Raw genomic sequence first — 11,371 nt, 5'->3', positions numbered from 1 at the left:
GCATTCAGAACCCTGAAGTACCGCCCCGAACTGCCGGTCAAGCCGTTCGAGAACCTGCTGGCCGCAAGGCGCTGGGTCACCGAGCTGGCCCATTGGTACAACCACGAGCATCGCCACAGCGCCATCGGCTTCGTAACACCAGCGCAGCGCCATGCCGGCCTGGACAGAGGCCTGCTTGCGCAGCGTGCGCTCGTCTATGAACGGGCCCGCCAGGAAAATCCTCAGCGCTGGTCAGGACAGGCTCGCCAGTGGGCGCATGTCGATGTCGTGCACCTCAACCCAGAAAACCCACAAATCAAGGAGCTTCGAAACACTCAAAAGGTAGCCTGACTCACTTCACTTCAGGCGACAACTTCCTTGACAGCCACCGCCGGCGTGGCCGACAGCGCAAACAGCGGCTTAGTGGGCTGCGTCTCACGCGGCAGCAGCGTGGTCAGGTGGCGCTCGATGCGCCGCGCCTTGGCGATGCCGACTGCCGGCAGCGCAGCAAACCAGCGCCCGCCCGCCGAGATGCGGGCGTTGAGCGCGCCCAGCGTCAGGAGGCCTGCGATCACGAGCTTGGCTGCCAAGGCCTCGTCGAACCAGCCAGCCACCAGGTCGGTGGGCTGCGGCGTTTCGGCGGCCAGGCCCTCCAGGCGGCGCAAGAGCGTGAGCTGGCGCTCGCGTAGGCGCTGGCCGCGCGCGGCTTGACGCTCCAGGGGAAACGCTTCGGTGTAGAGCTTGAGCACTTCGCTTTCGGAAAAGCCGTCCAGCCCGTGCTGCTGCGCAAAGGCGTCGAGCGAAGGGCGCGGTGTGCCTTGTGGCGCCCGGATGGTGAGGCCCACCAGACGCCAGGCGGTGTCGCCCTGGCGCCTGGCCACGGCGCGCACCGCGTCGACCGCTTCCTGGTGCGCCGTCCTCGCTTCATGGCCGTGCTCGATGCCAAGATAGCGCCGGGCGCAGTCGGCCAGGTCCAGGCCTTCGGCACAAGCGCGCAGGTAGGCGAAGTGGTGCGGCCCCAGGCGGCGCACGAAGCGCCCGCTTGGCGCTGCGGAGGAGGGGGATGGTGTCATGGATGGGGGTAAGTTCGGTCTGCAGAGGGATCTAGGCCGCAGGTGGCAGCCTCAGGACAGTGCGTGGCCAGCGTCAGATCTCAATTTTGACTGCATTATTTTACCCTGAGATAATTGCACTTATCTTAGGGCAGTGGGGCACAATGCTGGGTTTGCTGATGGAATTTTTCGCTCGTCCAAGGCTTGACGCCACTTGTGGCGATGCGCCCTGATGAGCCAAGCCCGTACGCTGCGCCAGTCCGGCTGATGGGCCACAAAGTAATCGCTGCCTGACTATCTGAAAATAATTCTGGACCTGTCCACCCCCGGTGTCAACGCCCCTTCACGCGCAGGGGTAAACCGCCGGCGGGACGCGTCCTGACCCTGGGCGAGTTCGTCAAATTTAGGTCAGAGCACTGAGCCGAGAGCGGCCTGACGCCCGTTTAGAAGTGAGCGGGGAATTTGGGAGGGACGTCACCTCACACAGGCGAGTGCCCCGGGTGTCAGACTTGTTGTCGCGTCCAATTCTTCAATGGCTAATACCAATCCCGACAGACAAAGAACCAAAGCCAGCGATCGGAGTCTGAGACATATTGGCTCTCGCAGGAGGTTACGAAAATGTTATCTCAGCACATCATTGATCAGCTGCAGCCCTATGATTTCGACCGACTGGCCCACAAGGAAAAGGATGGGCGCCGGCGACTGCGCCTGATCGCGCTGGCGCACCTAAAGGACGGCAAGAGCTATACCGAAGTGGCGGCTGCATTGCGCGTGACCCGCCACGCGGTCATGCGCTGGGTGCAATGGTTCCTCGCTGGCGGCGTGGCCCGTCTGGCCGGCATGCCGCATGACTGGAGCACGCAGCGCCTTGCCAAAGCACAGGAGGAAGCGTTTCGCCAGGCGGTCGAGCAACTGCAGGGCGAACGCGGCGGCGGTCGGGTGCGGGGCGAAGACATCCGCCAGTTGCTGGCCGGGCAGTTTGGCGTGGCCTACAGCCTGAACGGTGTGTATGACCTGATGAAGCGCCTGGGGCTGGTATGGATTTCGGCCCGCGCCGTCAGTCCCTACGCCGATCTGGTTGCACAAGCCGAATTCAAAAAAAAACTTCGTCCAGGAAGTCGCCGCAACGCTGCCGCCAGGCGTTGCGCCTGAACAGGTGGACATCTGGTTCCAGGATGAAATGCGCATCGGCCAGCGCGGCACGCAAACGCGCCTGTGGGCGCGCAAGGGAACGCGGCCCCGGGTGGTGCGCCAGCAGCAGTCCGAATCGGCGTACATCTTTGGCGCCGTCTGTCCACGGCAGGACAGTGCCATCGGTCTGGTCATGCCGCACGCCAATACCGAGGCGATGAGCCATCATCTGCAGGTCCTGAGCGAAGCGGTGCCTGCGGGACGCCATGCCGTGCTGGTGCTGGACCGCGCGGGATGGCACACCACGCCCAAACTGCCGCAGTTCCCGAACGTTTCATTGTTGCCGCTGCCAGCGGGGTCGCCCGAGCTCAACCCGGCCGAGCAGGTGTGGGCGCAACTACGCGACCGGCACTTGGCCAACCGCTGCTACGACGGCTACGAGCAGATTGTTGACGCCTGCTGCGACGCCTGGAATGCCTTCACGCAAATCCCTGGCGCCATCCGCTCTTTGTGCTCCCGCAGCTGGGCAGTGCTGCCCTCGGCTTCGGTTATTTCATGACACGGGATTGGTATTAGTCCTTGAGCCAGCCCAGTACGGCGGTGTACTCTGGAAAATGCAGTTCGTCTACCCGCACAAAACGTATGGGTTTTTTGTCCTCCTCTTTCAGCGCCACCAGCCGGTTGTTCCATAAGGCGCCGCAATGAAGTGGGACTGCTTGTCCGTGATGAACTCAAAGTTCTCCTTCGAGGCGAACCAGCAGTCCATCAGCAAGAAGCGAGACTTCAAGCTGGGGCAGAGATTTTCGGCCGCTTGGATCGATCCGGCATTGACACCAATATTGGCGCCGTTTCGATGCGCGGCGGCATTGCCGGAAACCAAGGCTTTACCTGACCTGATGACCGTCAAAAGCCATGCGCGCTTTTGACCAGCATGAGCACGTCCGAGGCGCTGCGCCCGGGGGCGGCCATGGCCATGGCCCGGCAAAACAGGTCCAGCACGTAGCAGGCGGTGGTGGGCGGCACGGGTACCGCGTAGCTGAACGTTTTGTCACCCGTGACCATTACCAACCCGCTTTCCTGGCGCCGCACCTCGACAAACTTGTCGCGGTTCGCGCCGTGGTGGCCAAAGCGCACCGAGGGCGTCAAGCCCATCAAGGTGGCGATGACGGCGGGCATTTCCTCAGGGGTAAGCTGGAGCACCAGCTTGCGCTCCCAGGCGTAGCCCCCGCCGGTGCCCAGGGCATGGGCCGAGTCGATGCTCACCACATGCACGCCCATAAAATCGCCGCCCCGGCGGTGGGGGGTGACTTCCAGCGTGTGCGCCGCCGCCTTGCCGAACAGGCGCAAGCGCAGCCGGGGCTCGTGCGGGGCGCCACCTGCGGCGCTGGCCGGGCCGGCGAGCGCATCGGGCCGCTGGCGCGCAAAGCGCGTGGGCAGCACGGGCAGGACCGTCGCTGGGTTTGACACAGCCGGCGACTCATCCATTGCGCCCATGGGTTCCCCCTCCCAGCCGGACGCTTGGCCATCGGGCGGGCCGTCGTCATAGGGCCAGGGGAACAATGGGTTGTCCACGGCCATCTCTTCATGGCCGCCGGACCCGGCCTCGTTGTGCTGGCCCGATTCAGGTTCACCGGGCTCCACGGGCAGCGCGGCGGGCAGCAAAGCGCGCAGCGTGTCCACGTCCGCAGGGTTGCCTGCCAGCTGCGCGATCCGGTGTTGCATGTCCCAGCCTTCAGCCCGGAGTTTCAGGCCGCAGGCAAACAGGCTTGCACTGGTGAATGCCAGGCCGTGGGCGGCCAAGCGCTCGAGCAGGGCAGGGTGCGTGCAGCCAGCTGCCCAGCTGAGCACGCTCAGCTCGCCCGGCGGTTCCCGGCCGCGCGCGGCCAGAAGCAGGACGCTTTGGAGCTTTTCCCTCGCATGCGTTTCCAAATCCTCCATGAAGCGGACAAGCCCCGCCGGATCGGGCGCGGGCGTGCCGCGCGAGGCGCACACCTGACGCCACAGCTGCTCGAGCGCCGCGTCCTGGCTCTTGGGGCTTCCTGTTGGCTGCATGCTGGTCTCTCAGAGCGGAAAGGAGTTGACTAGGTGCGCGCCCAGGCGGCTCATGACGCTGGCGTCTTTGAAGCCGCAGCGGCGCTGGATCTCTTGCAAAGGCACGCCGGCGTTGAACCACCCGGCAATGCAGGTGTTGCGCAGCGTGTTGGGCCCCATGTGGGCCAGCGCGCCCGGATCGAGCGTGGCGTGGGGCGCCTGCTCGGCCAGCAAGCCTTTTTCCACCAGGCAGCGCGCCAGGTGCGCCTGACAGATGTTGTACAGGCCATTGGGTGCAATGCTGCGCCCGATGCGGTCCCCCACGACCAGGCGACTGCCCGGATGCAGGGCAGGAAGGCCCACCGGGCGCACCTCAAGCCAGGCGTGCAGCGCCCGGCTGGTCTCCAGGTCGAGTGGCAACACGCGTTCGTGCCCGCCGCCAGCTTTTCGTACGCGTAGGGCGTACAAAGGGTCCGCTCCCGCGCTCACCTCCGGCAAGCTTGCGCAAATCTGGGCGCAGTCCAGCGTCAAGCCAATGATCTCGCGCACGGTGAGCGCGGCGCGCATCATGAGCAGCAGCGCCAATCGGTTGCGCCTGGCCTTGAAGTCGTCGCCGCCGGGAAAACCTTCATAGAGGCCTTCGTGCAGGGCCGTCCACATGGGAAGTGACAGCGCCAGCGAAGGCACGCGCTCGGTGGCCGGCGGCTGGGCGCCCTCGGCCGGGTTGACCGCGACGAGGCGCCTCGCCAGCGCATGCGCATACAGGTCGCGCAGCACGCGCCAGTAGCGCCTCCGCGTGACGGGCGAGGTTTTCTTCAGGGAAGAGCGCGGGCCGATGGCTTGGCAGAACCGGGCGATGTCCGCGCTTTGCGCCTCATACCAGGCTACGCCGTGCACCGTGCAAAACGCCAGCCAGTGACGCCAGACCAGCGAAGCCTGGGTCAAGCCGGCCGCGCCCATGGACTTGAGGTCCGAGCGGGTCAGTCGGGCAGCCTGCCAGGACGCAAAGAACGCGTCGGGGTCCGCAGCGGTCACATCAAGCATCCCATGACTCCAAAATCAATATTGCATTTACAACAAATCTGGCCACCAAATCATACCCCGCTTGCCCCATGCCCACCTTCTGCCAAACCGCGAAGCCCGCCTTTGGTTTTCCTCATTTCCCCTTCGCTCCCCCTCAAGGCGCGGGCGGTGAGGTCGTTCAGGGGTATTGGGTATGGAGTCTTGTTGTAAATGCAATTACAGTGTTTCTAGACAAAGCATCAGCCGCACTGACTTCGAAACCAATGCACCGGGGGCTTTGAAGATTCCAGCCGCCCGATTATTTACCCCCTCTCGTGCCCGTTATTTCATTCCAAAGCAGGCATCTGCTTTATGGCGAGGTCTCTCTGGTAAACAAAGCAATTGCTGCGCGTCTCTGCGGGGTCAATAGCATTGCCTATGGCCGGTCAAACCGTGCCCTTGCTATCGCTGATGGAAGAATTTGTGTACACTAGGATTCACATTCATTCGAATCAAACCACAGGACAGAACCATGCAAACCACCAAAGTAGGCATTCGGCAATTCCGCGCTGGCATGGCCGAGTTCATCGCCTCGAGCACGCCCGTGGCCGTCACGCGCCATGGGCAGACTGTCGGCTATTTCATCCCCACGCAAGGCCAGGCAGATGCGGACATTGCGGCGCTGAAGCAGGCGAGCCAGGTGCTCGACCAGCTGCTGGCCACGCAGCGCGTTGACCTGGACGAGGTGGTGACTGAATTCAAGGCCGCGCGCCAGCAGACACCCGCCCGCAAAAAGCTCAAGGCTGGGCCAGCATGAATGGCAAGGCGATCGTTCTCGACGCCAACATCCTGATCCGGGCTGTGCTGGGCCAGCGGGTGCGCCAGCTCCTTCTTGAGCATGCGGCCACTGTCAAATTCTTCTCGCCTGACGTGGCGTATGCGGATGCGCGCAAGTACCTTCCTGCCCTGCTGGAAAAGCGCGGTGTCAGCGGCGCCGCGGCATTGACCGTGCTGGACACGCTCGCGTCCATTGTCCGGCCTCTCGAATTTGACCTGTATGCGGGCCTGCAACATCAAGCCCTTCAGAGAATTGCCATGCGCGATGCGGATGACTGGCCTGTTCTGGCCTGCGCGGTGATGCTGGGCTGCCCGGTATGGACGGAGGATGCCGACTTTTTTGGCACCGGCGTGGCCACGTGGACCAGTGACCGGGTGGCGCTGTATCTGGCGGGATGATTGCCGCCCGGCTGCTTAGGCGGGGGCATCATGGTGGACGTCACGACACGGAGGCCCAAGTGCTCGCCACCTTGGGCTATCCTTCGATGAGCCGCATGGAACCCCCATGCGTCATCAATCCTTTCCCTGGGGAGGCGACCCAATGATCGAAGCCCTGGTATCGGGCAAGCTGCACGGCCAGCCCGCCCAAAAGATCTCCAAGACGGGCAAACCGTTCGTGGTCGCCAAGGTGCGCGCCTATATCAGCGACGCCGATGTGTTCGTCAACGTCATTGCCTTCAGCTCGGCCGCTTGCGAGGCGTTGCTGGCCCTGGGCGAGGGCGATGCCGTGGCGCTGGCCGGCACCTTGACGCCCAAGGCGTGGACGGACCGCGAGGGTATTGCCCGGCCCGCGCTGGACTTGGTGGCCAGCCAGGTGCTCACGGCCTACCATGTGACGAGCAAGCGCAGGGCGCTCGAGCGCAGGCCGCATGACCCATCCGAATCCCATCCGCCAAACCAGCACAATGAGCGTGATGAGCTTGACGATGGGAGCCCGCTGGACTTCTGAGCGGCACGGCGCTGGCGTTGCATTTCACTGTGTGCTGCAGCTGACATTGGGATCATCGCCGTCTCCTGCGCGCTGTGTCCATCCTTGTCCAAAGCGGCGTAGCGAGGGCTGTTGGTCAATCCAGGCAGGCGCCCCTGATCACGGGCAAGCGCCGTATCGCCCACCGGCCGCGCTTCAACTACCAAGCGGTCGAGCACGAGCGCCCATGAGGGCCTTGCGCCCACAGTGGCTTGTGATTAACGCATTGGTGGCGCAAACCGCGTTTGGGGGCACCGGCTTGCTGGATAAGGACGAACACCTGGCCGATGCGCTGCGGGCCCTGGTCGCGTGGCGGCTTAGCGGCATCTATCTCGCGTTTTGCGGCGGCGCCCTATGAAACGGCGAGAATGCAGCGAATGCATATCCCCCTTGGTTTTCCCGCACCAGCCCGCCGCTGGCTTGTCCCCGCATGGCTGTCGATCTTGGCCGTGGCGGGTTGCGCCTCCATACCACCACCAATCCCACCCGAGGCACCGGCGCCCTCGAAGCTCAGCGACAGCCCGGCCCCACCCCAGGCTGTAGCCGTGGTCGACGAGGTCGAGCGCAGCCAGCAGTTCGCCCGCTGGGTGGCTGAGTTCCGCACCGGCGCACGCGCAGCCGGCATCGACGAGGCTACGCTCCATCTCGCTTTCGACAACGTCCGCCTCATCCCGCGCGTCATCGCGTCGGACCGGGCTCAGCCAGAATTCACGCGCGCGGTGTGGGACTACCTCGACAGCGCCCTATCGCCGCAGCGCGTCACCCGTGGCCAGGACAAGCTGCTCGAACTGCGCCCCGTTGTCGACACGATGGCCGTGCGCTACGGCGTGCCCGCCGAGGTCCTCGTCGCGATCTGGGGCATGGAGAGCAATTACGGCAGCTTTGTGGGCGACATCCCGACCATCGACGCGCTGGCGACGCTCGGCTTCGAAGGGCGGCGCGAGGCGTGGGCGCGTGGCCAGTTGCTCGCGGCCTTAAAAATCCTCCAGAGCGGCGACATCGAGCGCGCGCAAATGATCGGTTCATGGGCTGGCGCAATGGGCCAGACACAGTTCTTGCCCTCGAACTTCCTGGCCTATGCGGTCGATGCTGATGGCGATGGCCGGCGCGACATCTGGGGCAGCGTGCCTGACGTGATGGCCTCGACCGCGAACTTCCTGACACGCGCGGGATGGCAGGCCGGCCAGCTGTGGGGGATCGAGGTGCGCCTGCCGCCGGGATTTGATTACGCGCGCGCCGATCTGGAGGTGCGCCAGCCAACTTTGGCCTGGGCGGCCGAGGGGGTGCAATCGATGAACGGCACGCTACTGCCGGCGCTGGAGGAAGCTTCGATCCTGCTTCCGGCTGGCGCGCGCGGGCCGGCCTTCCTGGTCGGCGCGAACTTTCGCACGATTCTGCGCTACAACAACTCGACCAGTTATGCGCTGGCCGTCGGCTTGCTGGCGCAGCAGCTCTCGGGCGGCCCCGCAGTGCAGACCGCCTGGCCGCGCGAATTGATGCCGCTGTCGCGCAGCCAGGTGCTGGCGCTGCAGACGGCGCTCAGCGCGCGCGGCTTTGACAGCGGCCCACCCGACGGGGTCATGGGCCCGGCCACGCAGCGCGGCGTTCGCCACTACCAGCGCAGCCTGGGCTTGCCGGCCGACGGCTATCCGACCGAGGAACTGCTGCAGCGCCTGCAGCAACAAGGCGCCGCTGCGCATTGAGGCCGTTGGGCAGTTCAGTGCCGGGTTCTTGCCCGGCAGCGTCCGCATCGTCCAGTGGGAACTGACCGCAGACAGCCGGTCCTGGACTTGGAAGACTAACGGGGATGCGGCTGACGGTCAGAGTGAAAAAATCGATGTCGGGTTTGACGTGAGAATTTCGAATGGCTAAGCTTACAGTCAGTCCTTTGCAGGCGGTAACCGCCAACCTCTTGATCGGCAGCATTACAGCGTGAGCTGACGTTCACAAGTACCCGTTTCCTGGAATCCAGTTCCCCCCATCTCGAAGGAACGTTCCCACTGCCTAGAAGCAGCATAGGTGAAAATGCGAGTGGGTTCAACAGACGCTCGTCAGGACACCAACCCGAGCCCAAGGACATGCACTCGCTCCCGGAATTTGCCCACGTGTTCATTGCGAACCACCAGAGTTTTGGGCCCGGCGCGCAAGCATAACGCGCTCGTCTCCTTGTGCGTGGCCACGTTGTCAGCGGTTTCGCAGTCTCGGCATTCGATCAGCACTGCGCTGGCGCCAGTCTTGAGTGCCTGGCCATCTCGTGCGCAGCGAAGCAAAAACGATTCGACCAACTCCGGCAACGGCAGGTCGTCGTTATTTTCCAAAAATTGCCTGAGCAGCGCGATGTCGGGGCCTTTCTCGATGGCGGCCACGGCTTTTTGGCGGTCCAGATGCCACATATCGTCCTGTATCGGTTCTGCCCAGAGTTCAAGCAACAGCGTGTCTTGTGGGCTGAGAATTCCGCGCACCCGTTTGACCTGCAGGCTTGGCATCACCGAAATGGCCACATGGCTGGGCTGGGCCACTGGTTGGTAGGTGGCCTCCCGCCCCAGTATGTAAGCCCCGAGCGCAGTGATTCTGAAACTGTTCAACCCATCGTAACGGCTCAAAAACCGCAGTTCGTCGGCGCCCCACATATCCCGAAAGTCATCATGCCCCTGAGCAGGGTCACCGTAGGACACATCGACGATGCCGAGCGGGGCAGCATATTCAAACAATACGGCCGCCATGTAGCGGTCTTGAAAAATGTCCCATCCATGGGAGCCGTCATACCCCAGACTGCCGTACTGACGTTCGCCCAGGTACAGCTTCCAGGGGTCATGGGCAACTGCAAAGACGTGATCGGCTGCCCGCATGAACCGTGAAAAATCATCGAGTCGCACCCATCGTCCGGTCGCGCACGTCTGCAATGCCGCTTCGATCGCAGCGCGCCGTGGGGGCACGGCACTCATCACGCGTCCGGTGCCGCTTTGCCCCTTGATGGCATCCACTCGGCTGAATTCATCGAGCAGCGTGGTTTTAAGCCACTTGCGCCACAGCATGCGCAGCACGTCTGCAGGAGGCGCGCTCAGGGCTTTGACGCCGCTCGGTCTCAGCGCCAGGCGCGTGCCGGTGCGCAGCGCCAAGCCAGAGGCCTGGAGCAGCATAGGCCAGGCAAAGGCTTTGATCGGGCCAATCGTCTGGTCCCACTTGTCTGTTTTCTCCGCCACAGGGTAGAAGTCGCCGCCGACAAGTCTTTCGGCCAGTAGTTTTAGAGTGCTGCTGGGCAGCGCCGTCTTCTCGCTGACGGTTAGGCGGGCCTGCTCGAAGGTGCGCAGCATGACCACGACTTCCTGGAAGGCTTCATGCTCACTGACCTTACGCAGCAGCTTGAAATTTCTGAAGCTGGTCAAAAGCGCTGCGGGTGGCATTGATGAGAAGTTTGAACCGTAAAGCAAAAGGGTTTATCTTGCTTTTTACGCTCAGGCATTCAAGTTTGAATACGGCATAAATCGCCATGAAGACGTGGTTGCTTTGGGTTCTCAACGTCTGCGTTGGCGATTTGGCCATGCCTGCGTTGGACTTCAAGGATTTGTGAAACACCTCCACTTGCCACCGTTTTTTGTAGGTCGTGGTGATGGCGTCATAGTCGCACGTGAGGTCACTGCAAACCAGGTGCAATGTGCCGGTGCTGCTGTCTTGGTTTTTAAAGACCTGGCGGACCAAACGGACTGCCCTGGCAGACCCCTTGAGCCAGCCTTGCACGGCGCCTTGCTCTGGAAATTGCAGCTCGTCTACGCGCACGAAACGCTTTTTCTTCCAGTCCTCCTGGCTCAACGCCACCAGCCGGTTGTCCTTCAGTGCCGCTATGAAATGCTTGCCCCGGCTCGTGATGAAATCAAAATTCTCCTCGAAGGAGAACCAACTGTCCATCAGCACGAAGTGAAATTGCAAGGTGTTTTGCAAGCAGGCATGGATCATCTGGCGCATCATTTCATTTTTGGTCTTCTCGCTTTTGCGCTTGACCAGGCGGCTCACCAGGTCGCATTGGAGCGGCTTTTGCACCAGTTCAAAGGCTACTGGAATGGACCTGCCGTCGCAGTGGTACAGCGCGTTGAGCAGGTTAATTCCTTTGACCGTGCGACCGCTGCAATGGTTCGCAAGTGCCAACAAATCAAATCGCTCTCGTCCGTCCACGCCTTTTCCTGGATGGTGTCGTCAAAAATCAGCACGCCTTGGACATCCTGCACTTCACGAACCATCGCCTTGACTTGGCGCCACAAGTCCTTTGACGTGTAGTCCTGCCCGGATAAAAACCGGGTAATCCGGTCATGGCTGACATCGCCCTGCACCATGGCCGACAGCCCCGTCGCTGTTGTCGCTCCAAAGCTGCTCAGCA

General features: G+C 62.9%; 12 protein-coding genes and 2 pseudogenes. 8 read left to right on the top strand and 6 right to left on the bottom strand.

Features of this window, described 5'->3' with window-relative positions; all coding sequences use genetic code 11:
* Positions 1-330, top strand: a 330-nt coding sequence (locus EC86_RS29720; RefSeq protein ID WP_029528462.1) for an integrase core domain-containing protein, incomplete at its 5' end; no start/stop codon positions are given.
* Positions 331-341: 11 nt separating this feature from the next.
* Here the strand turns inward: EC86_RS29720 and EC86_RS0125000 are convergent.
* Positions 342-1,052: a phage integrase family protein gene (locus tag EC86_RS0125000; RefSeq protein WP_232230062.1), complete on the bottom strand. Its 711-nt coding sequence runs from the start codon at positions 1,050-1,052 to the stop codon at positions 342-344.
* A gap of 597 nt (positions 1,053-1,649) precedes the next feature.
* Between EC86_RS0125000 and EC86_RS0124995 the strand changes: the two genes are divergently transcribed.
* Positions 1,650-2,183 carry a helix-turn-helix domain-containing protein gene (locus tag EC86_RS0124995; RefSeq protein WP_029524030.1) on the top strand — a complete coding sequence of 178 codons (534 nt, stop codon included), beginning with the start codon at positions 1,650-1,652 and terminating at the stop codon, positions 2,181-2,183.
* A complete protein-coding gene (locus EC86_RS0124990) occupies positions 2,110-2,721 on the top strand; it encodes an IS630 family transposase (RefSeq protein WP_198026741.1) in 612 nt (203 codons plus the stop codon). Before EC86_RS0124995 ends, EC86_RS0124990 begins: the two co-directional genes overlap by 74 nt.
* Positions 2,722-2,740: 19 nt before the next feature.
* Here the strand turns inward: EC86_RS0124990 and EC86_RS30715 are convergent.
* The 3 genes and pseudogenes from EC86_RS30715 to EC86_RS0124970 form a co-directional block, all read right to left on the bottom strand.
* Positions 2,741-2,952 (bottom strand): annotated as a pseudogene (locus EC86_RS30715) (IS701 family transposase); the annotation flags it as partial.
* A 113-nt stretch (positions 2,953-3,065) separates the two neighbouring features.
* Entirely contained in the window at positions 3,066-4,214 is a 1,149-nt protein-coding gene (locus EC86_RS0124975) for a hypothetical protein (protein ID WP_029528459.1), read from the bottom strand.
* A gap of 9 nt (positions 4,215-4,223) precedes the next feature.
* Complete coding sequence (locus EC86_RS0124970; RefSeq protein ID WP_029528458.1) at positions 4,224-5,237, bottom strand: tyrosine-type recombinase/integrase; 1,014 nt, start codon at positions 5,235-5,237, stop codon at positions 4,224-4,226.
* Positions 5,238-5,727: 490 nt separating this feature from the next.
* Between EC86_RS0124970 and EC86_RS0124965 the strand changes: the two genes are divergently transcribed.
* The 5 genes from EC86_RS0124965 (at position 5,728) to EC86_RS0124945 (ending at position 8,702) form a co-directional block, all read left to right on the top strand.
* A complete protein-coding gene (locus tag EC86_RS0124965; protein WP_029528457.1) occupies positions 5,728-6,012 on the top strand; it encodes a hypothetical protein in 285 nt (94 codons plus the stop codon).
* Positions 6,009-6,431, top strand: coding sequence for a PIN domain-containing protein (locus tag EC86_RS0124960; protein WP_029528456.1), 423 nt, complete (start codon positions 6,009-6,011; stop codon positions 6,429-6,431). The genes EC86_RS0124965 and EC86_RS0124960 overlap by 4 nt, the downstream gene beginning before the upstream one ends.
* A gap of 142 nt (positions 6,432-6,573) precedes the next feature.
* A complete protein-coding gene (locus EC86_RS0124955; RefSeq protein WP_029528455.1) occupies positions 6,574-6,981 on the top strand; it encodes a single-stranded DNA-binding protein in 408 nt (135 codons plus the stop codon).
* Between the two features lie 205 nt (positions 6,982-7,186).
* Positions 7,187-7,357 (top strand): hypothetical protein, encoded by a 171-nt coding sequence (locus EC86_RS29295; protein ID WP_156955518.1) that lies wholly within the window; start codon positions 7,187-7,189, stop codon positions 7,355-7,357.
* A 10-nt stretch (positions 7,358-7,367) separates the two neighbouring features.
* Entirely contained in the window at positions 7,368-8,702 is a 1,335-nt protein-coding gene (locus EC86_RS0124945) for a lytic murein transglycosylase (RefSeq protein WP_156955517.1), read from the top strand.
* A 348-nt stretch (positions 8,703-9,050) separates the two neighbouring features.
* Here the strand turns inward: EC86_RS0124945 and EC86_RS30305 are convergent, their stop codons facing one another.
* Together EC86_RS30305 and EC86_RS26760 are read right to left on the bottom strand one after the other, a co-directional pair.
* Positions 9,051-10,385, bottom strand: a complete 1,335-nt coding sequence (locus tag EC86_RS30305) for a hypothetical protein (protein ID WP_232230061.1) — start codon at positions 10,383-10,385, stop codon at positions 9,051-9,053.
* Positions 10,351-11,369, bottom strand: a pseudogene (locus tag EC86_RS26760) (IS701 family transposase). Before EC86_RS26760 ends, EC86_RS30305 begins: the two are co-directional and overlap by 35 nt.
* Between the last annotated feature and the right edge of the window lie 2 nt (positions 11,370-11,371).

Source organism: Polaromonas glacialis (assembly GCF_000709345.1).
In the GTDB taxonomy this organism is placed as follows: domain Bacteria; phylum Pseudomonadota; class Gammaproteobacteria; order Burkholderiales; family Burkholderiaceae_C; genus Polaromonas; species Polaromonas glacialis.
The sequence above is the reverse complement of the archived record's forward strand: the minus strand, read 5'-3'. Positions and strand labels throughout refer to the sequence as shown.

Coding starts and splice junctions, on each gene's coding strand:
- EC86_RS0125000 (WP_232230062.1), bottom strand. CDS start 1,052: ATGACACCATCCCCCTCCTCCGCAGCGCCAAGCGGGCGCTTCGTGCGC.
- EC86_RS0124995 (WP_029524030.1), top strand. CDS start 1,650: ATGTTATCTCAGCACATCATTGATCAGCTGCAGCCCTATGATTTCGAC.
- EC86_RS0124975 (WP_029528459.1), bottom strand. CDS start 4,214: ATGCAGCCAACAGGAAGCCCCAAGAGCCAGGACGCGGCGCTCGAGCAG.
- EC86_RS0124970 (WP_029528458.1), bottom strand. CDS start 5,237: ATGCTTGATGTGACCGCTGCGGACCCCGACGCGTTCTTTGCGTCCTGG.
- EC86_RS0124965 (WP_029528457.1), top strand. CDS start 5,728: ATGCAAACCACCAAAGTAGGCATTCGGCAATTCCGCGCTGGCATGGCC.
- EC86_RS0124960 (WP_029528456.1), top strand. CDS start 6,009: ATGAATGGCAAGGCGATCGTTCTCGACGCCAACATCCTGATCCGGGCT.
- EC86_RS0124955 (WP_029528455.1), top strand. CDS start 6,574: ATGATCGAAGCCCTGGTATCGGGCAAGCTGCACGGCCAGCCCGCCCAA.
- EC86_RS29295 (WP_156955518.1), top strand. CDS start 7,187: ATGAGGGCCTTGCGCCCACAGTGGCTTGTGATTAACGCATTGGTGGCG.
- EC86_RS0124945 (WP_156955517.1), top strand. CDS start 7,368: ATGCAGCGAATGCATATCCCCCTTGGTTTTCCCGCACCAGCCCGCCGC.